Consider the following 25,339-nt stretch of genomic DNA (forward strand, 5'->3'; position numbering starts at 1 on the left):
CGCATCCCCCCCGCTCGCCCCCGAAATTCCGTCTCTGGAGAGATCCGCTTGCACATGAGAAGACGAGTTGTCGTCTCCATGGCTGTTGGTGCTGGTGTCCTGGCGTTGGCCGCTCCCGCGTCCGTCCGTGCGTATCGCACGTGGGCGGAGGAGCAGCGCCGTCTGCGCTTCGAGGACTTCATGCAGCAGCCCGGCGAAGACGCCCCCCCGCAGCTCAAGGCCGCCGTCGAGGAGGAGCTCTTCGAGAACTCCTACCGCGAAGAGGACATCGACGACGCCTTCGCCCGCTGGATGGCCCACAAGGCCTACTGGGGCATCCCCACCGCGCAGGGCACCGACACGCTGCTGGCCGAGGCCCGCGCCGAGTCGGAGCGCTGGGCGCACCTGATGCCGCGCGCGCCGGGCCAGAAGGGGCTGGGGCAGAGCGCCAACTCCTGGGTGAACCTGGGGCCCACGGACGCGAAGTTCCAATACAACGGCACGCTCTACACGCAGGTGGACTCCGGCCGGCTCACCCACATCGCGGTGGACCCCAGAGAGCAGAACGTCGCGTACATCTCCACCTCCGGCGGCGGCGTGTGGAAGACGCACGACTTCTTCTCGCCGGACCCGACCTGGCACCCGCTGACGGAGACGCTGGGCAACCTGGCCGTGGGCGACATGGCCATGGACCCCACGAATCCGGACACGCTGTACCTGGGCCTGGGTGACTTCACGGACCTGCCCGGGGGCCAGGTGGTGAAGACCACCAATGGCGGCTCGAGCTGGAGCACGCCGGTGTCGCTGTCCGGCACGTACCCGGCCGGCTCGGGCGGGCTGTCGGTGCGGGCGCTGCGCGTGCGCGCCCTGATGGTGGACCCGAGCGCGCCCCACATCCTCCTGGTGGGCACGGAGGCGGGCCTGTACCGCTCCACCGACGCGGGCGCGTCCTTCCAGCTGCTGGACCTGCCCAACGTCGGCACGCAGACGCCGGACACCGTGTGGACCATCGCCTACACCGGCCAGGTGGATGGGGTGAGCCGTTGGGCCATCAGCGGGACGGCGTATGCGACTCCCACCGCGGCGGCGCCGACGGCCTCCTCGTCGGTGCAGGGCGACATCTGGGTGAGCACGGACGCGGGCCTGACCTGGTCCTCGCGCCTGGCGGCCAACGCGCTGCCGGACTTCGACAACAACCCGGCCACGCTGACGGACGTCAACCGCATCGCCCTGGCCTCGGGCACGGCGCCGGAGGACCCGACGCGCACGGTGCTGTTCGCGCTGACGGGCAAGCGCTCCGTCGTCGCCGACGGCGCGGGCATCTGGCGCTCCCTGGACGCGGGCAACACGTGGCAGGACGTGTCCGGCAATGGCAAGGGTGACGGCCAGATTCGCAACATGACGTTCCTGGACACCTCCCAGTGCGTGAGCGTCAACGTGCACAACCTGCAGGCCTGGTACAACTCCACCATCGCGGTGGACCCGGGGGACGACAACCGCGTCATCCTCGGCGGCACCTACTGCGGCCTGCGCACCATCAACGGCCTGTCCGACAAGCCCATCTGGGAGGCGGTGTCGCACTGGCTGCCCACGTACACGGATGGCTCCACGACGGATGACGGCCTGCTGCCGTACGTCCACGCCGACTGGCACGTGACGCAGGTGCTGCGCACGCCCACCGGCTACATGGTGCTGGTGGGCAGCGACGGTGGCCTCTTCACGTCCACCAACGCCTTCACCCCCGGCAAGATAAACCAGGAGACGGTGCAGTGGCGCTTCCCCAACCGGGGCCTGGCGACGCACCTGATGTACAACGTCGCGTCGGGTGACCCGGCCACGGGCAACCAGTTCGTCGCCTTCGCGGGCCTGCAGGACAACGGCACGCGCTTCCGCGACACGGCGAGCTCGCCCACCACCTTCAACCAGGTCATCGGCGGCGACGGCATCGGCGTGGCCGCGTCCCGCGTGGGCGAGGACAGCATCTACTGGGGCTCGGTGCAGTACAGCTCCGCCCGCTGGTGCGACCCGGACGACCCGGCCACCAACGGCTGCAACCAGGGTGTGAGCGGCACCTGGCGGACGCTGGTTCCGCCCACCACCGCGGCCACGGGCGGCTGCGCCGGTGACGCCACGACGTTCCTCACCAAAATCATGGCCGTCCGCTCCGGCAGCCGACCGGCGGCCATCACCGGCACCACCTACGGCGTCTTCCGCCTGGTGGGTACGCCCAGCGGCACGGACCGCCGCCAGTGGCAGCACCTGGGCGCGTGCATCACCAGCAACCAGGTGCGCGCCCTGGGCGTCTCCACCACGGTGGACGGCCTCTACGGCGTCGCGGCCTCGGGTGGGCGCTTCCGCATCATGTCCGGCTGCACGCTGGACACGCCGGCCGCGTCCTGCACGTGGACCCAGACCAACCTCATGGGCGTGGACCTCAACGGCAACGGCACCGTCGAAGGCACCGAGTTCCCCACCTTCACCAGCAGCGTGGACTTCCCGCCGAACCACACCGGCATCACCCCGGGCGACATGTTCGTGGGCTCCAGCGTGGCGCCGAGCGGCACCCTGGCGCCGGGCGTGGGCCGCGTGTTCCTCACGCGCAACCGCGGCATGCTGTGGCAGAACATCACCGGTGACCTGCCCGACGTGCCGGTCAACGTGGTGCGCTTCGACCTGTCGGACACCACCAACCAGACGCTCTTCGCGGGCACGGACCTGGGGGTGTACCGGACCACCAACCAGGGGGCCACGTGGGAGCGCTACGGCGTGGGCCTGCCGCTGGTGAAGGTGACGGACATGTTCGTCGGCCGCACGGGCGGCCTGCTGCGCGTCTCCACCTTCGGCCGCGGCATGTGGGAAATCCATCCGTCCGCCACCGCCGAGCGCGGCGTGGCCGGCAACGGTGACTACGACCGCAACGGGCAGCTCGACTTCGTGGACCTGCTGGCCACGGCCAACCGCCTGGGTACCACCCCGGCCACCGAGGCGAAGCCCTACTACGACTGGAACCAGGACCTCGTCGGCACCGCCAACGCGGTGGACGAGCAGGACCTGAGCCAGCTCCTCAACCGCTACGGAGGCCGGCCGTGAGCATGCGCGCGACCTCTTCCCCTCATTCGTTCCTCCTGGAGCGCAATCCCGTGTCACAGCGCCTTGCTGTCGGTCTCACGTTGCTCGTGGCGCTGTTCGCCACCGCCTGCGGCGACGACCCGAAGCCCCAGCCCGCGGAGGCCACCCTGGTCTTCCGCACCCAGCCCGGCTCGGTCCGGGCGGGTGAGAAGCTGGGGGATGTCGAAGTGGCCCTCGTCGACGCCAGCGGCAACGTCCTCACCGACCGCGGTGGGACGGTGCAGCTGACGCTCACCGATGCTCCCGAGGGTGCCCGGCTCGAAGGCGCCACCCGCTCCCCGCTCAGCTACGGCGTGACGCGCTTCACCGGCCTCTCCGTGGGCAAGGCCGCCGCCGGCATGAAGCTGTCGGCGCAGCTGGGCACGCAGACGGTGGCCAGCGCCGCCTTCTCCGTGCGTCCGGCGCCCGCCGCCGTGATGGCGCTCACCAGCGTCCCCACGGATGTGGATGTCGGCGGGGTGCTCGCTCCGGTGAGCGTCACCCTGCGCGACGCCTACGGCAACGTCCCCGAGGAGGCGTCCACGGTGACGGTGGCGCTGGAGGGCGGCACCGCGGGTGCCACGCTGTCCGGCAACACCACGGCGCAGACGGTGGCCGGCGTGGCCACCTTCAACGAGCTGACCATCGACGAGGACGGCGAGGGCTACGTGCTGGCCTTCTCCTCGGGCTCGCTGCCCGTGGTGAAGTCCGCGCCCTTCAAGGTGCGGCCCGGCCAGCCCGCCAGCCTGAGCTTCACCACGCAGCCGGCGGACTCCACGGTGGCGGGCGCCACCCTGGCGGCGGTGCGGGTGACGGTGCTCGACTCGCGCGGCAAGGTGGCGAAGAGGGCCGAGGGCCCTGTCTCCCTGGCGCTGGTGGCCGCCAACGGCGCCACCCTGGGCGGCACGGCCTCCGTGGCGGTGGCCAATGGCGTGGCGGCCTTCGATGCGCTGAGCATCCAGAAGGCCGGCACGGGCTACACGCTGCAGGCCACCTTCGGCTCGCTGGCGGCGGTGGACTCCTCCGCCTTCGCCATCACCCCGGCGGCGGCGGCGCGGCTGGCCTACGTGACGGAGCCGGGGGCGAGCACGGCCGGCGCGGCCCTCTCCCCGGCGGTGCAGGTGGAGGTGCTGGACGCCCATGGCAACCGCACCGCCTCCACGGCGACGGTGGCCGTGGCGCTGAAGGCCAACCCGGGCAGCACGACGCTGCATGGCACGCGCTCGGTGGCCGCGGTGGCGGGCCTGGCGACCTTCGCCGACCTGTCCATCAACGTGGCGGCCGTGGGCTACTCCCTGGAGGCGACGTCCGGGCAGCTGGAGGCCGCGACGAGCGGCACGTTCGACGTGGCGCCGGCCGCGGCGGCGGCGCTGGCCTTCACCGGCCAGCCGTCCAACGCGGTGGCGGGCGAGGCGCTGGCTCCGGCCGTCGAAGTCACCATTCGGGATGCGTTCGGCAACACGGTGCCCACTTCGGACGAGGTGGTGCTGGCGGGTGGCTCGGGCGCGGTGCTCGGTGGCACCGTGGCCGTCGCGGCCGACCAGGGCGTGGCCCGCTTCTCCGCGGTGCATGTCCAGAAGGCCGGCACGGGCTACACGCTGAAGGCCACCTCGGGCTCGCTCACGGAGGCGACGAGCGGCACGTTCGCCATCTCCGCGGCGGCGCCGGCGAAGCTGGTCGTCTCCCGCCAGCCGGCCAACGGCACGGCGGGCGTGGCCCTGAGCCCGGGCATGCGCGTGTCCATCCTGGACGCGTTCGACAACCTCACGGCCTCCACGGCGAGCGTCACGGTGGCGCTGGCGGCGAACCCCGCCGGCGGTGTGCTGCAGGGCACGGTGACGGAGTCGGCCGTGGCGGGCGTGGCCACCTTCGGCGCGGTGCGCCTGGAGAAGGCGGGCACGGGCTACTCGCTGCGCGCCACGTCGGACGGGCTGTCCGAGACGACGAGCAGCACGTTCGACATCGTCGCGGCGGAGGCGGCCTCGCTGGCCTTCCGCGGCCAGCCCACCCAGGGTGTCGCGGGCGAAGCCCTGGCGGCCTTCGAGGTGGAGCTGCTCGACGCGTACGGCAACGTGGCGGACTCCACCGCCACGGTGAGCCTGGCGCTGGGCGCCAACCCCGGCGGCGGCACGCTGGGGGGAGAGGTGTCGGAGGCCGCGGCGGCGGGCGTGGCCCGCTTCACGGCGGTCCACATCCAGAAGGCGGCGACGGGCTACGCGCTGCGCGCCACGTCGGGCTCGCTGACGGCGGTGGTGAGCGACACGTTCGACATCGTCCCCGCGGCTCCGGCCTCGCTGGCCTTCCTCCAGCAGCCGAGCAACATCGCGGCGGGTGACCCCATCACCCCCGCGGTGCAGGTGGCGGCCTCGGATGCGTTCGGCAACCGGGCCACCAACGCCTCCGGCAACGTGGACCTCGCGCTGGGCGCCAACCCGGGCGGGGGCGCGCTGACGGGGGGCACGTCGGTGGCGCTCTCCAACGGCGTGGCGACCTTCGCGGACCTGTCCGTCACCCAGGCGGGCACCGGCTACACGCTGTCGGCGACCCTGGGCTCCGTGCCCGCGGCGACGAGCAACACGTTCAACGTGGCGTCGGCGGTGACGAGCCTCGTGTTCCTGACGAACCCGGGGAGCGTCACGGCGGGCAACGACTTCAACCCCGTCGTGCAGGTGGAGCTCCGCGACTCGCTGGGCAACCGGGCGTCCTCGAGCGCCACGGTGACGCTGCGGCTGGCCAACAACCCGACGGGGGCCACGCTGTCGGGCACGGTGTCGCGCAGCGCGGTCAACGGCCTGGTGCAGTTCACCGGCCTGGGCGTGCGCAAGGCGGGCACGGGCTACACGCTGGAGGCGGCCACGGGCAGCCTGACGGCGGTCAGCTCCGCGTTCAACGTGACGGCCGCGGCCATGGCCCAGCTGGGGGTGACGACGCAGCCTCCGGCGACGGTGGTGGCCGGTGCGCCCATGAGCACCATCATCGTGGAGGCGCAGGACGCGTACGGCAACCGGGTGTCGAGCTTCGGCTCGGCGGGTGAGACGGTGGCGGCCGCGGTGGACCCCGACAACAACCCGAACGGCGCGTCGGTGGGCGGCATCCGCGAGGTGTCTTCCGTCAACGGCGTGGCCACCTTCCCCGGGCTGTCCTTGGACAAGGTGGGCGACACGGAGATGGTGTTCGTGGCGTACAACGCCTCGTTCACCGCGCTGTACGTCGTCTACTCGCGGCCCGTCACCGTCACTCCGGCGGCGGCGTCCGCGATTGCCTTCGCCCCGGTGGCGGCGACGACGCCCGCGGGCTCGGCGATTGGCCCGGCGGTGCAGGTGCAGGTGACGGACCGGTTCGGCAACGCGACGAGCGGCAGCGGTGACGTGACGCTGGCGCTGGGCGCGAACCCCGGCGGTGACACGCTGCGGGGCACGCTGACGGCCGCGGTGTCGGATGGCGTGGCGACCTTCCCGGACCTGGTGCTGCAGAAGGCCGGGCAGGGCTACACGCTGAAGGCCCGGCTGGGCGCGCTGACGCCCGCGACGAGCGCTCCGTTCGCCATCATCGGCGGCGAGCCCACGCGCGCGGAGTTCACCGCGCAGCCGCGCTCGACGCCCAACGGGCTGCCGCTGAACGAGGTGGCGGTGCGCCTGGTGGACGCGTTCGGAAACACGGCGACGTCGCAGGCTCCCGTCTCGCTGGCGCTGGGCAACGCGAATGGTGCGACGCTCGGTGGCACGGTGACGGTGGCGGCGCAGGCCGGTGTGGCGCGCTTCACGGACCTCACGGTGGACCGCTCGGGCCAGGGCTATGTGCTGGCGGCCTCGGCGGCTTCGCTGGCGGGCGCCGAGTCCAGCGCGTTCGACGTGTACGTCGCGAGGCTGGCGTACACGGACCCGGCGGGTGGGCGCATCCGGCTGATGCGCAACCCGGCTTCCACGGACACGCAGCTGGTGCTGGACGTGGTGGCCGCCGAGGACCTGAGCGGCTACGGCGTGGGCTTCAACCTGCCGGTGGACGCGACGAAGGTGCGGCTGGCGGCGCAGGGGGCCGTCACCGCGGGTGCCATCCTGTCGGCGGGCGCTTCGGTGCCGGCGGTGGTTGCGGCGCTGCCGGTGAGCGGTCCGCTCGCGGGCGTGCTGACCAGCGGGCTCAGCCAGAAGGCCGCGGGCTCGGGCGCGGTGGCGACGGACACGGCCATTCCCGCGGGCAGCGTCCTGTACCAGCTCAAGCTGGAGCTGGCGCCGGGCGCCGAGGCGGGCCTGGTGTTCGACGGTGCCAGCCTGGGCGGCCGCTTCAAGGGCCTGCTGCGCAACAAGCTGGGCGATGACGTGGTCGGCAGCAGCGGCTTCGGCATCGGCCGGCTGGAGATTGCCGCCGACCCCGGCTTCCAGAAGACGGCGTCGCGGTAGCACGAAGCACGGACGTCACCGCCTCACCGGGAGTCACCGGTGAGGCGCTTCTTCGGGCCCCGCCTGGGTGGCATGCGCCATCCGGGTGGGGCCCGGGTGTTTCTAGGGAGTGCCCGTGCGAATGGCCGCCGCCGGCGCGGGCTCCACGTAGCGGGCCCGGGGGCGCAGCAGGTGGCCCTGCTCGCGCTGCTCCAGCACGTGCGCCACCCAGCCCGCAGCGCGCCCCACGGCGAAGAGCGTGGCCGCGCTCCCCGGCGGCAGGCCCAGCGACTCCGCCAGCACGACGAGCGCCAGGTCCACCGACGGTGGTGGGTGCCCGGCCTCGTGCATCACCTCCTGCACCGCGCTCGCCACCCGGACGCGGGGCGCCGCCGGTCGCACCGACTGCGCCGCGTCCAGTATCGGTGGCGTCCTCGGGTCACCGTCCGGGTACAGCGTGTGGCCGAAGCCCGGCACCGACTCTCCGCGCCGCAGCCGCTCGTACACCACCTCCGCCGCGCGCTCCGGCCTTCCCACCTCCGCCAGCAGCGCCTCCACCCTGTCACACGCTCCGCCGTGCTTCGGCCCGGACAGCGTCGCCAGCGCCGCGCTCACGCACGCGTACAGGTCCGCTCCCGACGAGGCCGCCACCCGCGCGGTGAAGGTGGAGGCGTTCAGCTCGTGGTCCGCCATCAGCACCAACGCCCGGTTGAGCAGCTCCGGTGCGCGCTTCACGTCCGTGTTCCACGCCGTCGCGAGGGACGCCGCCACCGTCTCCTCCTTCAGCGCCCTCGCCACCCGGCCCGGCGCCGAGGCCACGCACACCCACGCCGCCATCTGTCGCAACAGCTTCCGTGCTCGCGCCTTCTCTCCCTCGGGCGGCGCCGCGAAGCGCACCGGGTCTCTGGCTCCCAGCAGTGGCACCAGCGCCGACAGCGCCGCCACCGGAGGCGTGCCCTTCGGCAGCAGCCGTGTCAGCTCCGACGGCGGGAAGGCCAGCTCCGGCGCCGGCCACCGCGTCTCCTGGGCCGGCAGCGTCCCCGACCACAGCAGCTCCGCCACGTCCTCGAAGCCGCGTCCCTCCACCGCCAGCGCCGCCGCCGAGTGCCCCCGGTACACCAGGTCCTCTCCGCCCACCCGTGACACCGACGAGTCGATGACCGGCTCACCCCACCGCAGCGCCCCCGCGGCCACCGCCGCGTGCCCCGCTCGCGCATCGTGCCGCGCCTTCAGCCGCTCCAGGTCCGCGCGCACGTAGCGGTTCTCCTTCGTCCCCGGCTCGGGCACGCAGCGCACGAGTCCCCGGCTCACGTACGTGTAGAGCGTCGCCCGCTTCACCCCCAGGAGCGTCGCGGCCTCCGCCGCCGGCACCAGCTCCTCCTCACGTTGATGGTCGAATCGAGATTGAGAGCGACCGCCCTTGCGTCTACTCATGTCTCACACGCCTCCACGGCGCCCATTGTCGACTCGACTGGATGCGCCTGTCGATACATGCGCGCCCGTGGCCCGGGCCACCCCGGCCCGATGCGTGGAGAGGAGCCCTGTCATGCAGGTGGACTTCGGACGCACGTCTTCCGACTACGCAAAGCACCGCGCTGGCTTCCCGGACGCCTTCTTCGCGCGGCTCGCCCGAGAGGGGCTCCTGCGGCCCGGCGTGCGCGCGGTGGACGTGGGCACCGGCACTGGCACCATCGCCCGGGGGCTCGCGCGCAAGGGCTGCACCGTCACCGCGCTCGACGTGTCCGCGCCCATGCTGGAGTCCGCGCGCGGGCTCGCCACCGAGGCGGGGCTGCGCATCGACTTCCACCAGGCCCCCGCCGAGCGCACCGGCCTGCCCTCGGAGGCGTATGACCTCGTCGTCGCGGGCCAGTGCTGGCACTGGTTCGACCGGCCCACGGCCGCGCGCGAGGCCGCACGGCTGCTCGTGCAGGGTGGGCAGCTCATCATCGCCCACAACGACTGGCTGGCCCCCGCCGGCAGCGTCGTCGAGGCCACCGAGTCCCTCATCGACGCCTTCAACCCCGGCCCGCCGCCGACGTACCTCGGCTTCGGTCAGGGCGTGGGCATCTACCCGCAGTGGTTCCGCGACGTCGCCGACGCGGGCTTCGTCCACCTGGAGTCCTTCACCTTCGACGTGACGGTGCCCTACACCCACGAGTCCTGGCGAGGCCGCATCCGCGCCAACGCCCGGGTGGGTGCGTCCCTTCCGGCCTCCGCGGTGGCGCGCTTCGACACCACCTTCGCGGCCCTCCTCGCCGAGCGCTTCCCGCAGGAGCCCCTGTCCATTCCCCACCGCATCTTCGCCCTGATGGCGACGCGTCCCTGAAACGCGCAGTCCACAGCCAAGGAGCCCATGCCATGCCCGCCCACCCGCACGTCGTCCACGAGCTGGAAGTCCCCTGGAACGAAGTCACGCACGGCCCCAACGTGTCCTACCGCCGCAAGCAGCTCGGCGCCGCCGCGAAGGGGCGCAAGCTGGGGTGCAGCATGATGGAGCTGCCTCCCGGCAAGCACGCGTGGCCGCACCACTTCCACACGGCCAACGAGGAGGCGTACTTCATCCTCTCCGGCACCGGCCGGCTGCGCATCGGCGAGGACATCGTCGCGGTGAAGGCGGGGGACTACGTGGCGCTCCCCGCCGGCCCGGAGGGTGCGCACCAGCTCGTCAACGACGGCGCGGACCTGCTGCGCTACCTCGCGTTCTCCACCATGCTGGAGCCGGAAATCACCGTGTGTCCGGACTCGAAGAAGGTGGTCCTCTTCGCGGGCGCCGCCCCGGGAGGCGACAAGGCCGCGCGCACGTTGTCCGTCATCCTGCCCCTGTCGGCCGAAGTGGACTACTGGAGCGGCGAGGAGCGATAGATAAGGTAGGGTGTTGAGCATCCTACCCATGGTGTCCTATGCTCTGCAGCTAGCAGAGGGGGACACCCAGATGCATTGTGCTGCCAGGTCGTTCGTCATTCGCGACCCCATCCACGGCTATGTCCGGATCGCGTCCCACGAGCGCGTCATCGTGGACCATCCCATCACGCAGCGGCTGCGCCATGTCCTCCAGACCGGGCTCGCGCACCTGGTCTTCCCCGAGGCCAGGACCTCGCGGTTCGTCCACAGCCTGGGTGCCATGCACCTGGCTTCGCGCTTCCTCGTTGCGAGCCTCGAGAACGCAGAAGCCGCGGTCGCGGACGCATTCTTCGAGGAAGTCGAAGGGCTCGATGCCTTCCGTCAGCTCAAGCCCGCGGACATGGATCCGCTCATGGCTCCTCTCTCAGGGGAGGGCGGGCTCCTGGCGTCACGTGCGGCATTTCCGGGTCAACGCTCCGCTGAGGAAGAGCGCAGGCGACGACGCCTGCTCGCGTTCGCGGAAGCAGGGCTGCGGCTCGCGGCGCTGTTTCATGACCTCGGCCATCTTCCCTTCAGTCACGACTTGGAGTTCGCGCTGGACTCCTTCGCGCAGAATGCAAGACGACAGGCGCCTCCCGGCGCGGCGCTACCCAGGGGAGTCCAGTCGCTGCTGGAGAGTGGCCTCCCAGCGCACGAAGCCATCGGCCACCAGTTGGCGAAGCTGGTGCTCGACAACCTCGTCGAGCCGCAGACCGGCCCGGGCGTCCGCGCCGTCTACCAGCTCGCTCGCGACATCCTCGACGTGCAGCCGCCGTACGAGCAGAAGGTCCTGCCCAAAGCCAACGTGCTGCACTGGCTGCATTCGCTCGTGGATGGCGAAGTGGATGCGGACAGGGGGGATTACCTGCTGCGTGATGGGAGGGCGCTGGGCTTCGAGTTCGCGGCCTATGACCTGGAGCGGCTGGTCGGGAATCTCGTCCTCGTCAGGGACTCCAACATCGGCTTCATGACGGCGATACGCGAGGCGGGCTTGAGCGCGCTCGAAACGTTCTTCCTGTCACGGAGCCGGAGCAATCTGGCCATGGTGCGCCATCACAAGAATGCGCAGGCAGGAGCCGCCTTTCGCTACGCATCGCTCGAGGTCCTGAAGAGGCAGGCGGGCTCGGACCTGGTGAGCGCCATCGGCGCCATCTTCGCTGCAAGAGTGAAGGACGATGACAACGTCCGCGCGGCACTCAATCAGTTCGCCATGTTCGACGATGCCTTCTGGTGGCAGGCGCTCCGCGAGCTGCGGCGCTCCGCGACCGAGCCGCTGCTGGTCGCCAGCCTCGACCTGGTGCTCAACCGCTCGGCCACCCTCCGAAGTCTGTGGAAGCGGAAGGGCAACGTCGCTCGTGAGAAGGTCCTGCGGCTCAATCAGCTCTTGGATGACCCAGATGCCAAGGAGCAGGTCGGTGCCACCATGAGCAGGCTCGCCGGGCGTGGCGTGCTGGTCCTGCGCCACAGGTTCACCCCGTTCAAGACCTTCAAGCGTGAAACCCGACTCGAGGGTGTTTCCTCCGATGACGACAGCCTCGTCCTCATCCGGACGGAGCGGGGCCTGCAGCCTGCCGCGAGCCTTTCATCCATCATCCGAGGCCTGCGAGAAGCCTGGACGGAGGAGCCACATCTGCATGCGTTCGTGCTCGCGAGCCACCACGCGCTGGATGCGGACGGCGTGCTGGATGAGTTCCTTCGCGGGTGACGCGCCGGCGCTTCCGACCGCAAGGAGTAGCAGCGCCCGTCAGTGCACGGAACGCCTCCCGTGCCGCTAGACGCGATGGAACCGAGGCACTACCGTCATTTCGTTCGCGACCTCAGGAGTCTGCTCGTGTTCGACGCATATCGCTTCTTCGAGCCACTGAACGGCCGGTCCTTCACCGAGGTGCGCGACCTGCTGCGGGCTGTCGCGGAAGTGCGAGTGCGATTCCTCGCCGACCTGCCCTCTGACTTCAACGTGACGGAGTTGCTGGAGCTGGCGCGCCGGAACCGGTGGCTCACAGAGGATGCCGAAGGCCGACTGCACTTCCAGGTCGCGGCCCCCTCGAAGTCCCGGAAGCTGGAACCCGCGTTCTCTTCGTAGGCATCGAATCGCAGCGGCTTCGCGCGCACAGGCGGTGACGCGCACGACCGCGTCTGTCCGTCCGCGCGTATGCTGCCGGGCCGCATGGCCTTTCCCCTCGACCTGCTCTCCCGGGAGCGACTCCTCAAGGACCGCGACGCCGCCGCCGAGGTGGTGCGGCGCGAGGAGCCTCCCCACGTCTCGCTGCTGCGCCTGTGCGACGCGGGCCTGCTCGAGGGAGGCCTCAGCGTGGCCTACGGTGTCCGCCCCGATGAGCTGGTGGGCCCGCTCACCACCGCCATGGGCGGCGCCGCCCGCCGCTTCAAGGTCGTGGACGTGCGCGAGCGCCCCGTGCTCGAGCTGCATGTCCTCGCCGGGGACGTCTCCGAGCGCTGGGAGGTGGAGGACCTCTCCGCGCTCGTCCACAACCTCAACAGCCTCTACCGCGACGCGCCCGACGTGCGCGCGGTGGCCGAATTGGGGGAGTGGGAGGATGCCCTTCAGCTCTGGTGTGTGGACAGGCGCGTCCTGCCCCGCCTGCTGCGCCAGCCCTTCTTCGCCCCCCAGAATGTCAGGGCCCTGACCGCCGCGAAGGAGTGATGTTCAACGTATGACCCCGGCCACGGGGCAATCACCCTGGAGGGCAGGAAGACGTGGTACCCCCTCGCGCGCAACTTTGCAGGTGCGGTGGAACGTATCGCATTCCGCCGAGGGGGCCGGGCATGCAAGGCGTCGTCTTCCATGAGCTGCGAGGCTACGCCGAGCATCGGCTGGGGCCTCGCGGCTGGGATTCCCTGTTGGCGCAGGCGGGCCTCCCCCGGCGCATCTACCTGGCGTTCCGCGACTACCCGGACACGGAGGTGCTCTCGCTGGTGGACGCGGCCTCGCGGCTGACGGGCAAGCCGAGGCAGCGCGTCCTGGAGGAGCTGGGCGAGCGGCTCGGGCCGAGCCTCCTGCGCACATACGGCGTCCTCGTGGAGCCGAAGTGGACGGTGCTCGACATGGTGGAGCACGTGGAGCGCCTGCACCAGCAGGTGCGCCGGGACTCGCGGCTCCGCCCTCCGAGCGTCGTCTGCCAGCGCGTGCGGCGCGACCTGGTGCGGGTGACCTACTCCTCGCCCCGGAAGCTGTGCGGCCTGGGCATCGGCACCATCCGCGGGCTGGCCCGGCACCTGGGCCAGACGGTAGTGGTGAGCGAGCGCCGGTGCATGCACCAGGGCGACCCCACCTGCGAGCTGGAGGTCAGCCAGCTTTCCTGAAGAGGACGGCCCCCGCTCGCCGCGCACCGGGGTTCTGGGGCACCATGGGGGCCCCATGCGCCTCGCTTCCCTCTTCGTGCTCGTACTCCTCACGGCGGTCCCCGCGCTGGCGGAGCTGGACTCCTTCGGACAGGGGACGGGCAGTGACGGTGTCCTCGCCGTCTCCAAGGAGGGGCTGGTCATCAACGTCGCCGTGGCGCTGACGCAGGACGCGGCGGCCGGAAGCACGGTGCTGCGCCTGGAGCGGGGCGTCAGCCTGAGGCCCCAGTCCCTGGTGCTCATCCACCAGAGCAGCGGCTTCGCAGCGACGACGGCCTCGGGCGGCTCCACTTCGGTGACGCCGGGCGCGGTGGGGCGCTGGGAGCTGGCGCGCCTGGAGTCCGTGAGCTCCGAGCCCGTGCAACTGCGGCTCACTGCGCCCCTGGTGAACAGCTACTCCGTCCCGGGTGCGCAGGTGGTCGCGGTGCCCGAGTTCACCGACGTCACCGTGGCCACCGGGGCGTCCCTCGTCGCGGCTCCATGGGACGGCCGCAGCGGCGGCATCGTTGCCTTTCTGGCCACGGGCACGGTGACGAACCACGGCGCCATCAGCGCGGACGGCGCGGGCTTCCGGGGCGGCGCCTTCGCCAACCATGCCGCCGGCCCCATCGGCTGTACCGCGCTGGACGTGCAGCCCGAGCAGGGCGGCTCCTTCAAGGGCGAGGGCGTGGTGGTGGGCCGCTTCGGCACGGCGGCCGGGCGGGGCCACCTGGTCAACGGCGGTGGCGGGGGCAACTGCCACAACGCCGGGGGCGGTGGGGGTGGACACGGCAACGTGGGCGGGGTTGGCGGACGCACCGCCTCGGACGTGGACGAAGGCCGGGCGCAGGGCGGTCTCGGGGGCGCGCTCATGCGGTACTCGCTCGTGGACCAGGCCCTCTTCGGTGGCGGTGGCGGCTCGGGGGAGGGCAACAACGACGATGGCACCGGCGGTGGGTCGGGCGGGGGCATCGTGCTCGTGCGGGCGAACGTGGTGACGGGCACCGGCCGCTTCACCGCGAATGGCTTCTCGGTGGCGCCCACGCCGGGGGACGACGGCGCGGGCGGTGGAGGCGCGGGCGGTGCCGTCATCGTGCGCGCCGCCGGGAAGGTGGACTGCGGCGGCGTGACGGCGCGAGGCGGCACGGGGGGCAGCGTGACGGACGACATCCGCCACCTCGGCCCGGGCGGTGGCGGCGGCGGCGGCCTGGCGCTGGTGCAGGGGCAGACGCTGGGCTGCCCGGTGGACGTGACGGGTGGCGCCGCCGGGACGACGGCCTTCGACGGCACCGTGCACGGCGCGGGCGCGGGCATCGCCGGCACCGGCCAGACGTACCTCGTGCCCTACCGGCCTCCGACGGCGCCCACGGTCACCATGCCCGCCAGTGGGGCCGTGGGGGTGTCCGCGCGGCCCGGCTTCGCGGGGACGGCGGAGCCGGGCGTGCGGGTCCTCATCTCCGTCGACGGTGTGGAGGTCGTCCAGCTCAACGCGGGAGCGGACGGCCAGTTCTCCGGGAGCTACCCCGGGCTGCGCGAGCCCCTGAGCACGGGTGAGCACCGGGTGACGATGGTGGCGGAGTCGCTGGGCGCGTACAGCGTGCGCTCGGCCGAGACGACGTTCAACGTCGCCGTCACGCTGGCGGATGGTGGGGTGCTGGTGCCGCCCATCCTCGTGATTCCCGCGGACGGGGAGGCCGTCGGGCCCACGCCGCTGTTCGCGGGGGTGGCTCCCAACGGCCTCACGGTGGGCGTGGAGGTGGACGACGGGCCGGAAATCACCATCCCCGTGGATACGTTCGGCCGCTTCCGCTACCAGGTGCCCGAGGACAGCCCGCTTTCGCCGGGCCCGCACCGCGTCACCGTCCACTCCCACAACGAGGCGGGCGAGACCGGGCCGTTCTCCCCGTACACGCGCTTCGAGACGCTGGCCGCGGACGCGGGCTCCGGAGAGGTGGACGCGGGCACGGGGACGGCCGACGCGGGCACGGGGACGACCGACGCGGGCACTGGGACGACCGACGCGGGCGTGCGCGAGGTGCCGGTGATGGTGGTGCCCGCCGAGGGCGAGGTGGTGGACTCCACGCCGCTGTTCGCCGGCGTCGCCGCGCCCGGTGCGTCTGTCTCCCTGGCGGTGGATGGTGCCGAGGTGGCCGTCGTGGTCGCCGACGCGACGGGCGCCTTCCGCCACCCGGTGCCCGCCGACCAGGCCCTGTCCGTGGGCGAGCACAGCGTCACGGCGCAGGAGCGCGGAAGCGTCACGGGCGCGGCGGGGCCCGTGTCTCCGGCCACCGGCTTCGAGGTGCGGGGCCCCGCGGCGCTCGACGTGGGCTGCGGGTGCGGCGCGGCCCCAGCGGGTGTGGCGGGTGTCTGGGCCCTGGTGGCCCTGGCCGTCGCCGCGAGACGGCGCCGGCGGTAGCCCGCACCGGGCCCGGCGAGCTGGCGCGGCCACCGAAGCAGCCACGGTGGCCGTGTGCCGGAGCGAAGCCCGGACCGCGATGGAGCCACCGCGGCACGACGTGGGCCCGCGCCTTCCGCGGGGAAGCCGCCGGCCCGGGTGCCGCGGGTTTCGCTACTCGTCGCCGCCCAGCAGGCTGCCCAGGCCGACACCGCCCAGCACGCTGCCTTCATCCCGCGCGCCACCGGGACGCGCGGCGGAGAGGATGCGGCCCGCGAGCCGGCTGAAGGGCAGCGACTGGAGCCACACCGTGCCCGGCCCGCGAAGCGTGGCGAAGAAGAGGCCCTCGCCGCCGAAGAAGGCCGTCTTGATGCCGCTCACCATCTGGATGTCGTAGTCCACCGTCGGCGTGAAGGCGACGATGCAGCCGGTGTCCACGCGCAGCAGCTCGCCGGGGCCCAGCTTCCGCTCGTGCAGCGTGCCGCCCGCGTGGATGAAGGCGAGCCCGTCACCCTGGAGCCGCTGCATGATGAAGCCCTCGCCGCCGAACAGGCCGGTGCCCAGCTTCTTCTGGAAGGCGATGCCCAGCGACACGCCCTTGGCCGCCGCGAGGAAGCTGTCCTTCTGCGCAATCAGCTCGCCGCCGAGCTTCCCCAGCTCCACCGGAATGATTTTGCCGGGGTAGGGCGCGGCGAAGGCCACCTTGCGCTTGCCGCCGCCGCGGTTGAGGAACACGGTGGTGAAGAGGGACTCGCCCGTCAGCAGCCGCTTGCCCGCGCCGAGCAGCGAGCCGAGGAAGCCGCTCTTCTTCTCCGAGCCGTCACCGAAGATGGTCTCCATCTCGATGCCGTCTTCCATGTACATGAGGGTGCCGGCCTCGGCCACCGCCGCTTCTCCGGGGTCCAGCTCCACCTCGACGAACTGCAGGTCTTCGCCGTAGATGTGGAAGTCCACCTCGTGCATCTGCGCCATGGACACACTCCGTCGTTAAGGGACGGCGCACCATAACCGCCCCGTCGCATGGCTCAACCCGCGAGCGTGCGCGGACATGTCGCGGGCGCGGGACACCCGGAGGTCCGCTGCAACGCGGGTTACTGCGCCAGCACGATGGCCAGCGTCGCCACGAGCTCCTCGTCGTCGTCCGCGATGTCCGGCGGAATCGACAGCGTCACCGGGTTCTCCAGCCCGCGGCCACAGGAGCGCGTGCCCTGGTAGCGGTCCTGCTCCTTCGCGGCCGTGAGCTGGTAGCTGCACCGGCCCACCGTGCCCGTCAGGCCCTTGGGGCTCACCTGGAAGTTCGTGAGCTGGCCGCCGAACGAGCCCCGCGCCTCCAGCGTCTCCCCGGTCTCCTTGACCCGGAGGTCCACCGGGCCGCCCCGGTAGATGCCTCCGATGTGGTCGTCATCGAGCGTGACGTTGACCGGGCGCCCGAAGGCCCGGCCGCGGAGCGCATCATCCGAGAAGCCCAGCTGGAGGTCCGGGCTGCTGAGCCCGTCCTCGGTGACGCGGACGGTGATGGCTGTCGCGGGGGTGCGCAGGTCGAGGTACTGCGTGGGCGTGTCGGCGAGGGCCGGAGCCCCGGCGAGCAGGCCGAGCATCAGGACAGGTGAGGTCTTCATGCCCTCAACCTAGCCAGCACCGAGCCCCCGCAACCGCGTCCGCAGGGTTTGCGCCGGGAGGGCGGTGCTCAGTCCGGAGGGCGTGCGGGCGTGCTGTCGCCCGCGGGAAGCTCGATGTCGGCCGCGCCCTCCGGACGGAGGACCAGCCGGCGCAGCGTCCACACCCGGGGCGTGTAGGCCACCTGGGCCTGGAGCACGCCGTGGCCCCGCGGGCCGCGCACGTCCAGGTCGAAGTCCACCAGCCCCGCTTCCGGCGTGGTGCCGTGGGCGCGCAGCGTGAGTGTGCTGACGCTCAGCGGAGTGCCCAGCAGTTGCGTGGCGCGCGGGGACGCCTCCGCCGTGCGCAGGGCGAGCCGGTGGACGTCGTCCCGCCGCAGTTCCTGCTCCATGCCCTGGTAGATGGAGCGCAGCGCCCAGGCCACACCCCCGGCGAAGCACCCGAGCCCGCCGAGCACCACGGCTCCGGCGAAGAGCCAGCTCTGCCAGGGGCTGTCACGGCGGAGGCGGGGCATGCGCGATGCTCCATGCTGCGTGAGTTGGGCAGGCGGGCAGGTTGCCGGGCGAGGGACGGAGGCAGCCGTTATGTTCCGCCTTCCCGAGCGGTGCGTGTCAACCCCTGGCGGAGGTGCCTGTCCGTGGCGGAGCTGTCCAATGGTGCGGAGTCCGTGAAGGAGCGCTCCCACGGCGCGGAGCGGAAGGTGAGGCGCCGGCCGCGCCCCGGGATGATGCTGCGGTGGCTGGTGTCCCTGGGTGGCATCCTCACCCTCTTTGGCGGCCTGCACGCGTACATCGCCACGCGGCTGTTCGTGAGCCCCCTGTGGCCCGCGCCGTGGAGCGTGCTGGGCCCCGTGCTGGTGGCGCTGCTCTTCGTGTCGCTGCCGGTGGGGATGTTCATGTCGCGGCGCGAGCCCACGCCGTGGACGCGGGCGCTCCAGTGGACGGCTTACGTGTGGCTGGGCGCCTTCGGCATCGTCCTGAGCGCGGTGGTGGCGGCGGACCTCATCGGCCTGGTGCTGGAATGGACGGGCGTGGTGCGGGACTCGCTGGCGCTCGCTCGGGGGCGCGCGCTGGCGGTGGCGGGCGTGTCGCTGCCGGCGGTGGTGTACGCGTTCGTCACCGCGCGCGGCCGGGCGCGGGTGGAGCGGGTGACGGTGCCGGTGGCCGGGCTGGGGGCGGGGCTGCACGGGCTGAAGGTGGTGCAGATTTCGGACATCCACATCGGCCCCACGCTGGACGGGCGCTGGCTGCGGCGCGTGGTGGAGCAGGTGAACGCGCTGAACCCGGACATCGTCGCGGTGACGGGCGACCTGGTGGACGGCCACGTGGAGGCGCTGCGCGAAGAGGTGAAGCCGCTGGCCGAGCTGCGCGCCGCCCTGGGCGTCTTCTACGTGACGGGCAACCACGAGTACTACCATGGTGGTCCCGCGTGGGCGGCGGAGGTGGCCCGGCTGCGGCTCACCGTCCTGCAGAACGAGCACCGCGTGGTGGAGCGCGACGGCGCGAGGCTCACCGTGGCCGGTGTGACGGACCACGACGCGGGCCACATCATCCCCGCCCACGCCAGCCGCCCGGACGTGGCGCTCGCGGGGGCGCCGGAGGGCGTGCCGCGCCTGTTGTTGGCGCACCAACCTCGCACGGCGCTCCACGTGGCCCAGGCGGGCGTGGCGGTGGACCTCCAGCTCTCCGGGCACACCCACGGCGGGCAGGTGTTCCCCTTCATGTTCTTCGTGAAGCTCCAGCAGCCCGTCATCAGCGGGCTGGCCACCATCGCCGGTGTGCGCGTCTACACCCACCGGGGCACCGGCTACTGGGGCCCGCCGCTGCGCCTGGGCCCCGCGCCTGAAATCGCGGAGCTCACGCTCGTCACCGCGGTGTGAGACTTCGAGAGGAGGGCCTTGCCCGGCGCGGTGCCTGACGGGCGCCCGCATGGATGGCCGCTGCCGGGCGAGTATGGGGCTACCCATTCGGGTATGGGATTACCCGTAGCCGGGTTGCTCCTGTAGGGGCCCGCTCCGTGTCCCTGTACCTGATGGCGCATTCACCTAGAATCCGCGGCCTTCGCAGCAGGTGAGGGGTCTTCTCGGTGGATCAGACAACGTTGAACAAGCTTCTCTCGGTGGGCGTGCAGAACGGCGCCTCGGACATCCACTTCCGCCCGGGAGACCCTCCCATCTACCGCGTCAACGGCGTGCTGCGGCCGCTGAAGATGGAGAAGCTGATTCCGGACCACACGAAGCAGGTGGCGATGCACGTCATCACCGACCAGCTCGTGAAGGCGCAGATTGATTCGCTGCAGGAGCTGGACACGTCGTACAGCGTGCAGGGCGTGGCGCGCTTCCGCGTGAATATCTACCGGCAGCGCGGCTCGCTGGCGTGCATCCTGCGCATCATCCCGGACGAGATTCCCAACATCGACACGCTGGGACTGCCGCAGGTCTTGAAGAAGATTGCGAGCAATGACCGCGGGCTGGTGCTGGTGACGGGGGCGACGGGCTCGGGGAAGAGCTCCACGCTCGCGGCGATGATTGACCACATCAATCGCAACGAGAGCCTGCACATCCTCACCATCGAGGACCCCATCGAGTTCATCTACAAGAACATCAAGTCCTCCATCTCCCAGCGGGAGATTGGCCCGGACACGGAGAGCTTCGCCCGCGCGCTGCGCTCGGCGCTGCGGCAGGACCCGGATGTGATTCTGGTGGGCGAGATGCGCGACACGGAGACCATCGACATCGCGCTCAAGGCGTCGGAGACGGGCCACCTGGTGCTGTCCACGGTGCACACCACGGACGCGTCGCGCACCATCAACCGGCTGGTGTCCGTGTTCCCCTCGGAGGAGCAGGCCATGGTGCGCATGCGCCTGGCGGACTGCCTCAAGGCCACCATCTCCCAGCGGCTGCTGCCCCGGGCCACGGGCAAGGGCCGCACGGTGGCGCTGGAAATCATGACGCAGACGAAGTCCGTGGAGCAGTACATCCGCGAGGACCGCGCCAACGAGCTGAAGGACGTCATCGAGAAGGGCCGCGACATGTTCGGCATGCAGTCCTTCGACCAGCACCTGACGCAGCTGTACCGCGAGGGCATCATCACCCTGGAGATTGCGCAGGGCGCGGCCTCGAACCCCGCCGACTTCCAGCGCGCGCTCGAGTTCGACTGAGCCACGGGGCCCTCTGGGGCCCCGCCGCTTCCCGAGACAGCGAGAGTCGCATGGGTCAACTGCACTCCAGTGCAGGCGGTCAGTGGTCATGATTGACGCACTGAACGTGTGTTCATTTCCCTGCGGGGTGAGGGCGTGGCCGATGTGGGTTCATCGGGGTCCATGCCGCCGGTTTGAGCAAGGATTGAAGTAAAGATTGATATTTCCGCTATTGCTGGTTACTCTCCGGGTGTGTCCCACGCCCCCGCCCCCCGTTCCTGCCGTCTGCAGTCCGTTCCCGTCCCCAGCCTGAGGGAGGTTGGCGCGCTGCGTCTGACTCCGAAGGCCAGCGGGGCCGGCACGGGGCTTCGCGTCATGCTGGTCTCCGAGGCGCCCCTGCTGAGGCTGGCCATCGGCCGGGAGCTGGCGTCGGGGTTCGAGCTGATCCACGCGCTGGGCACGGCGTCGGCGGACCGGCGGCTGGACGCGGGCGCGGCGCCGGACGCGCTCGTCGTGGACCTGGACACCGCCGAGCGCACCGCGGTGCCGGCGTTCCTGGTGCGGCTGGTGGAGCGGGGCTTCGTGGGCCCGCGCATCCTGGTGTCGACGCACTTCCAGCCGGAGCCGGCCGCGGCGTATAGCGCCTCATGCCTCACCCACTTCGCCCTGGCACGTCCGTGGCGTCCCGGCTCGCTCCGCGAGCTGGTGGAGTCCGTGCTGGGTGTGGCCAGCCTGCGCGCGGCCGCGGGCATCCGCTGAAGGAGTGCGAGGTGTGCCGCGCGGCTTCGTTCCCGGAGCGGTGGGTGCACGCGGAGGAGACGCGGTGAGCCGCGCGGCTTCGTTCCCGGAGCGGTGGGTGCACGCGGAGGAGACGCGGTGAGCCGCGCACCTTCGTTCCCGGACCGCTGCCTGGACGCGGGGCATGGCCTGCTGACGGGCGTGGCGAGCGCATCAGTGGGTGTGGTGCGCGACGTGGGCGTGCTGCTGGGCTCGCTGGCACTGGGCGCGGTGTGGTGCGTGCGCGGGCGTCCTCGCGAGGGCCTGCCCCGGTTGAAGCGCGGGCTGACGCGCGTGGCGCAATTGCCGGCGGACCTGGTGCTGATGCTGGCCGGGCGCGTGGTCAGCACGGTGCAGGTGCTGACCGGGCTCGAGCCGCCGGGGCGCCGCCTCACGGACGAGGAGGTGTCGCGGCTGCGCCCCATCTTCGGTGAGAGCCTGGACTACGCGCGGGTGCGGGTGAAGGAGGGGCGGCTGGGGCTCCTGGGCGTGTCCCGACGGGCCTTCGTGCACGGCGACATCGTCTTCGTCCCCGGGCGCGGGCCGCCGGAGTTCGGGTTGCTGGTGCATGAACTGACGCACGTGTGGCAGCACCAGCACGGCGGCACCGCGTACATGAGCGCGGCGCTCGCCGCGCAGTGGTGGGGGGACGGCTACAACTGGCGCAAGGCCGTGGGCCAGGCGCTGCGCTGGGCCCAGCTCAACCCCGAGCAGCAGGCGCAGTTCATCGAGGACGCCGCGGTGTCGGGCCTCATTCCTCCGAGCGGCCCCCTGCCTCCGCGCGCGAAGCTGAAGGGCTGGACGGAGGCGGCGCTGCCCCTGCTGGACGAGGCGCTCGTGTGTCTCCAGGCGGGGCGCGGCGCGCCCTGAGCACTCACAGCTTCGGCGGGGCCACCGGGTCGTGCTCGGAGAGGAGCCGGGCCACGCGGGCCTCGTCGATGCGCGTGCCGAGCTGCTCCATCTCATGCTGGTCCCTCACCGTCTTCGACAGGCTGAAGGTGGAGCCCACCGTGAAGAGCAACCCCATGGCCAGGAAGGCCTTCACCCAGATGTCCACCGGCAGGTTCCAGATGCCCACCGACGTGACGCCCACGGACAGGACGAAGGACAGCCAGGTCTGGGCGACCCAGGCGGTGCTGTGGGGAACGACGACCTTCGGCGTGGCGCGGGACATGGGGTTTCCTCCTCGGGACGATTCGTACTCGCTGACAGGAAGAACAATGCACCCGCGCGTCGTAAAGCGCATGGAACTAGTCCATGCGCCATTGATAACCTCGGGTGAATGATTCAGCTCCAGCGGCTCGAGGGCTTCTACCGGGTGGCGCGCGCCGAAGGGTACGCACGAGCGGCGCGCTCATTCCCGTATCCGATAACGCAGCCGGGGGTGCACCAGCAGGTGAAACGCCTGGAGGACGAGGTCGGCGTGCCCCTCTTCGAGCGCGTGGGCAAGGACCGCGTCGTGCTCACCCCGGAGGGCCGCGCGCTCTACGCGCACGTGGCCCCCTTCCTGGAAGCGCTCGACACCGTCGTGCAGTCGCTGCGCAAGGGCGAGGTGGGCGGCACGCTGCGCGTCCACGCCTCCGGTCACGTGCTGCGCTACCTGCTGCCGGCGTGGCTGCGGCGGCTCCAGGCGAAGCGGCCCGACATCGAGGTGGCCCTCTTCGAGTCCAAGGTGCCCGCGCTGGACGTGCTGCGCTCGGGTGACACGGACCTGGTGGTGGACCACCTGCCGGAGGTGCCCGACGACGTGGAGGCGCGCGAGGTGGGGCGCACGCACCCGTTCCTCGTGCTGCCCTCACACCACCCGCAGGCGAAGAGCACGCAGGTGAAGCTCGGGCAGCTCAAGGACGACGCCTTCATCGCGTACAGCACCGACAGGCACCTGCGTGAATTGCAGCTCGCGGAATTGGCGCGGGCCGGCGTGAAGCCGAAGCGGCTGCACCAGGCGGACTCGTCGGAGACCATCCTCGGCTTCGTGGCGGCGGGGCTGGGCTACTCGCTGCTGGCGTCGCTCCTGCCCGGCGGTCCTCGCGAGGCGGGCGTGGTGGCGCGGCCGCTGCCCGGCGCGGGCTCGGGCGTCATCCACGCCGCGTGGCGCAAGTCCGCCACCCGCAGCCCGCTCCTCCAGGCCGCGCTGGCGCTGGCGCCGAAGCCGTAGCGCCCGCTCGCCCCAGACGCCCCGGCATGCACGTCACTTCAAACGCCAACGGGGCCCCGCGTCCGTCCGGAAGGACGGAACCCGGAGCCCCGTGGGCTTCACTTCAGTCCCGCGCGGAAGGCTCAGCCGCGGTGCTGGTGGACGGACATGATGGGGTAGTTCATCGAGCTGATGGTGATGCGCTGCGAGCCGTCCGAGTTCACGTTGTTGGAGCCGATGAACTGGGGCTTGCCGTCCTTCCAGCCCGCGAACATCACCACGTGCTGGCCGCCCGGCGTCTTCATGGACACCACGTCACCGGGCTTCGCGTCCTTCAGGTCCACGCGCTTGAAGTCCGGGTCCTTGTCCAGCTTGGCCTGCAGGCCCATCACCGAGTTGTCGTGCTGCGCGTTGGTGATGAGGCCGGCCTGCTCCAGGCACGCGGAGACGAAGTTGGCGCAGTTGACGTTGTTGGGGACCCAGTCCTCCATGTCCGCGCCGACGCCGTTCTTCTCCATCTTCAGCGAGCCCGCGTTCTTGTTCAGGTGCGACTTCGCGATGTCGAAGGCGCTGCCCGTGGGGGCGTTGCCACCGTTGGTGCCCGTGGCCTGCGAGCCCTGCGTGCCGTTGGTGCCGGAGCTGCCCGGCGTGGAGCCCGACGAGCCCGGCTTGCCACCCTTCGCGGGCTCGAAGCTGTCCTTGGAGCCGGGGATGTTCAGGTTCTTGCCGGCATAGATGAGGTCCGCGTTCTTGATCTGCGGGTTGGCCTTCATCAGCTCGCCGACGCTGGTGTTGTAGCGCTTGGCGATGCCGGAGAGGGTGTCGCCCGACTGAATGCGGTAGCTCATGGAAGGGGCTCCGAAGGATGGGGGTGAGGCCGGAGAGGCATCACGGGTGGGACTTGCAATGATTCTCGCAGCCTGAGAGCCGAAGTTGCGTACCCCCTGCGTTTTTCACCTACAGCCCGGGTGGGCCGGGCCTCGCGGTGTGGGGCCCTCCCCGGACGGGCCCATCAGTCCTACCGTGAGCCCATGAGCGAGCCCTTCCGGAGGCTGAACCTGGACTGGGTGCTGCCCTCGCTGGCGGTGGGGGGGCGCTTCCCCATCGAGGCGGCGGAGCACCTCGCGCGCAAGCTGGGCATCCGCTACGTGGTGGACGTGCGGGTGGAGGAGCGCGACGACGAGCACGTGCTGCGCGAGCACGGAATCACGTTGCTGCACCTGCCCACGGAGGACCTGCGCGCCATCCGCCGCGACATGATTGACGACGGTGTCGAGTGGGTGACGCAGCGCCTGGCGCAGGGCCACAAGGTCTACATCCACTGCGAGCACGGCGTGGGGCGCAGCGCGCTGCTGGCGCTGTGCTGCATGGTGGCGCTGGGGCACCCGCCGCTGGAGGCGCTGACGCTGGCGAAGCGGCAGCGCTGGCAGGTGGCCCCCAGCGCCGCGCAGCTGCGCACCTTCATGGCGTGGGCGGAGGACTGGCGCACGCGGCACGCGGTGGCGTGGCGGGTGCCCGAGCTCGAGGCGCTGACCGCCGTCGCCTACAGCCACCTGGTCAACCCGCCGCCCGTTGACGGCGACGGCGACTGAC

General features: G+C 71.5%; 21 protein-coding genes. 15 read left to right on the forward strand and 6 right to left on the reverse strand.

What is annotated here, in order from left to right; translation table 11 throughout:
• The first annotated feature begins 54 nt into the window (after positions 1–54).
• Together ACX9TP_RS02830 and ACX9TP_RS02835 are read left to right on the forward strand one after the other, a co-directional pair.
• A complete protein-coding gene (locus ACX9TP_RS02830) occupies positions 55–3,069 on the forward strand; it encodes a WD40/YVTN/BNR-like repeat-containing protein (RefSeq protein WP_482978150.1) in 3,015 nt (1,004 codons plus the stop codon).
• A gap of 50 nt (positions 3,070–3,119) precedes the next feature.
• Positions 3,120–7,484 (forward strand): beta strand repeat-containing protein, encoded by a 4,365-nt coding sequence (locus ACX9TP_RS02835; protein WP_482978151.1) that lies wholly within the window; start codon positions 3,120–3,122, stop codon positions 7,482–7,484.
• A 102-nt stretch (positions 7,485–7,586) separates the two neighbouring features.
• Here ACX9TP_RS02835 and ACX9TP_RS02840 read toward each other — a convergent pair whose 3' ends face one another.
• Entirely contained in the window at positions 7,587–8,897 is a 1,311-nt protein-coding gene (locus ACX9TP_RS02840) for a citrate/2-methylcitrate synthase (protein ID WP_482978152.1), read from the reverse strand.
• Positions 8,898–9,009: 112 nt separating this feature from the next.
• Between ACX9TP_RS02840 and ACX9TP_RS02845 the strand changes: the two genes are divergently transcribed.
• The 7 genes from ACX9TP_RS02845 to agmC all read left to right on the forward strand — a co-directional run bounded on the left by ACX9TP_RS02845 (position 9,010) and on the right by agmC (position 16,098).
• Positions 9,010–9,789 (forward strand): class I SAM-dependent methyltransferase, encoded by a 780-nt coding sequence (locus tag ACX9TP_RS02845; RefSeq protein ID WP_482978153.1) that lies wholly within the window; start codon positions 9,010–9,012, stop codon positions 9,787–9,789.
• 32 nt (positions 9,790–9,821) lie between these two features.
• Complete coding sequence (locus ACX9TP_RS02850; RefSeq protein WP_482978154.1) at positions 9,822–10,325, forward strand: cupin domain-containing protein; 504 nt, start codon at positions 9,822–9,824, stop codon at positions 10,323–10,325.
• Positions 10,326–10,353: 28 nt separating this feature from the next.
• Complete coding sequence (locus ACX9TP_RS02855; RefSeq protein WP_482978155.1) at positions 10,354–12,048, forward strand: HD domain-containing protein; 1,695 nt, start codon at positions 10,354–10,356, stop codon at positions 12,046–12,048.
• A 126-nt stretch (positions 12,049–12,174) separates the two neighbouring features.
• The gene (locus ACX9TP_RS02860; protein WP_482978156.1) at positions 12,175–12,426 is read left to right on the forward strand and encodes a hypothetical protein; all 252 of its coding nucleotides are present in this window, start codon (positions 12,175–12,177) and stop codon (positions 12,424–12,426) included.
• A gap of 84 nt (positions 12,427–12,510) precedes the next feature.
• On the forward strand, positions 12,511–13,005 hold the full coding sequence (locus ACX9TP_RS02865; RefSeq protein ID WP_482978157.1) for a hypothetical protein: 495 nt from the start codon (positions 12,511–12,513) through the stop codon (positions 13,003–13,005).
• 122 nt (positions 13,006–13,127) lie between these two features.
• Entirely contained in the window at positions 13,128–13,664 is a 537-nt protein-coding gene (locus tag ACX9TP_RS02870) for a heme NO-binding domain-containing protein (RefSeq protein WP_482978158.1), read from the forward strand.
• 55 nt (positions 13,665–13,719) lie between these two features.
• Complete coding sequence (gene agmC / locus ACX9TP_RS02875) at positions 13,720–16,098, forward strand: adventurous gliding motility protein AgmC (RefSeq protein WP_482978159.1); 2,379 nt, start codon at positions 13,720–13,722, stop codon at positions 16,096–16,098.
• Positions 16,099–16,251: 153 nt separating this feature from the next.
• On the opposite strand, the gene ACX9TP_RS02880 is transcribed toward agmC, so the two are convergent.
• The 3 genes from ACX9TP_RS02880 to ACX9TP_RS02890 all read right to left on the reverse strand — a co-directional run bounded on the left by ACX9TP_RS02880 (position 16,252) and on the right by ACX9TP_RS02890 (position 18,208).
• Positions 16,252–17,049 (reverse strand): TIGR00266 family protein, encoded by a 798-nt coding sequence (locus ACX9TP_RS02880; RefSeq protein ID WP_482978160.1) that lies wholly within the window; start codon positions 17,047–17,049, stop codon positions 16,252–16,254.
• Between the two features lie 119 nt (positions 17,050–17,168).
• Positions 17,169–17,696: a hypothetical protein gene (locus tag ACX9TP_RS02885; protein WP_482978161.1), complete on the reverse strand. Its 528-nt coding sequence runs from the start codon at positions 17,694–17,696 to the stop codon at positions 17,169–17,171.
• 68 nt (positions 17,697–17,764) lie between these two features.
• Positions 17,765–18,208, reverse strand: coding sequence for a cytochrome c oxidase assembly factor Coa1 family protein (locus tag ACX9TP_RS02890; protein ID WP_482978162.1), 444 nt, complete (start codon positions 18,206–18,208; stop codon positions 17,765–17,767).
• Between the two features lie 213 nt (positions 18,209–18,421).
• On the opposite strand from ACX9TP_RS02890, the gene ACX9TP_RS02895 reads away from it, so the two are divergent.
• The 4 genes from ACX9TP_RS02895 to ACX9TP_RS02910 all read left to right on the forward strand — a co-directional run bounded on the left by ACX9TP_RS02895 (position 18,422) and on the right by ACX9TP_RS02910 (position 22,479).
• On the forward strand, positions 18,422–19,573 hold the full coding sequence (locus tag ACX9TP_RS02895) for a metallophosphoesterase (protein WP_482982356.1): 1,152 nt from the start codon (positions 18,422–18,424) through the stop codon (positions 19,571–19,573).
• A gap of 221 nt (positions 19,574–19,794) precedes the next feature.
• Positions 19,795–20,853: a type IV pilus twitching motility protein PilT gene (locus ACX9TP_RS02900; protein WP_482978163.1), complete on the forward strand. Its 1,059-nt coding sequence runs from the start codon at positions 19,795–19,797 to the stop codon at positions 20,851–20,853.
• Between the two features lie 354 nt (positions 20,854–21,207).
• The gene (locus ACX9TP_RS02905) at positions 21,208–21,591 is read left to right on the forward strand and encodes a hypothetical protein (RefSeq protein WP_482978164.1); all 384 of its coding nucleotides are present in this window, start codon (positions 21,208–21,210) and stop codon (positions 21,589–21,591) included.
• Between the two features lie 117 nt (positions 21,592–21,708).
• The gene (locus ACX9TP_RS02910) at positions 21,709–22,479 is read left to right on the forward strand and encodes an eCIS core domain-containing protein (protein WP_482978165.1); all 771 of its coding nucleotides are present in this window, start codon (positions 21,709–21,711) and stop codon (positions 22,477–22,479) included.
• Between the two features lie 4 nt (positions 22,480–22,483).
• On the opposite strand, the gene ACX9TP_RS02915 is transcribed toward ACX9TP_RS02910, so the two are convergent.
• Positions 22,484–22,783, reverse strand: a complete 300-nt coding sequence (locus ACX9TP_RS02915; protein ID WP_482978166.1) for a YiaA/YiaB family inner membrane protein — start codon at positions 22,781–22,783, stop codon at positions 22,484–22,486.
• Between the two features lie 108 nt (positions 22,784–22,891).
• Here ACX9TP_RS02915 and ACX9TP_RS02920 point away from each other — a divergent pair, with 108 nt between their 5' ends.
• Positions 22,892–23,767 carry a LysR family transcriptional regulator gene (locus tag ACX9TP_RS02920; RefSeq protein WP_482978167.1) on the forward strand — a complete coding sequence of 292 codons (876 nt, stop codon included), beginning with the start codon at positions 22,892–22,894 and terminating at the stop codon, positions 23,765–23,767.
• A gap of 122 nt (positions 23,768–23,889) precedes the next feature.
• Here ACX9TP_RS02920 and ACX9TP_RS02925 read toward each other — a convergent pair whose 3' ends face one another.
• Entirely contained in the window at positions 23,890–24,594 is a 705-nt protein-coding gene (locus ACX9TP_RS02925; RefSeq protein ID WP_482978168.1) for a LysM peptidoglycan-binding domain-containing protein, read from the reverse strand.
• Between the two features lie 183 nt (positions 24,595–24,777).
• Between ACX9TP_RS02925 and ACX9TP_RS02930 the strand changes: the two genes are divergently transcribed.
• Complete coding sequence (locus ACX9TP_RS02930; RefSeq protein ID WP_482978169.1) at positions 24,778–25,338, forward strand: protein-tyrosine phosphatase family protein; 561 nt, start codon at positions 24,778–24,780, stop codon at positions 25,336–25,338.
• The last annotated feature ends 1 nt before the right edge of the window (position 25,339 follow it).

This window comes from Pyxidicoccus sp. M15 (assembly GCF_056858435.1).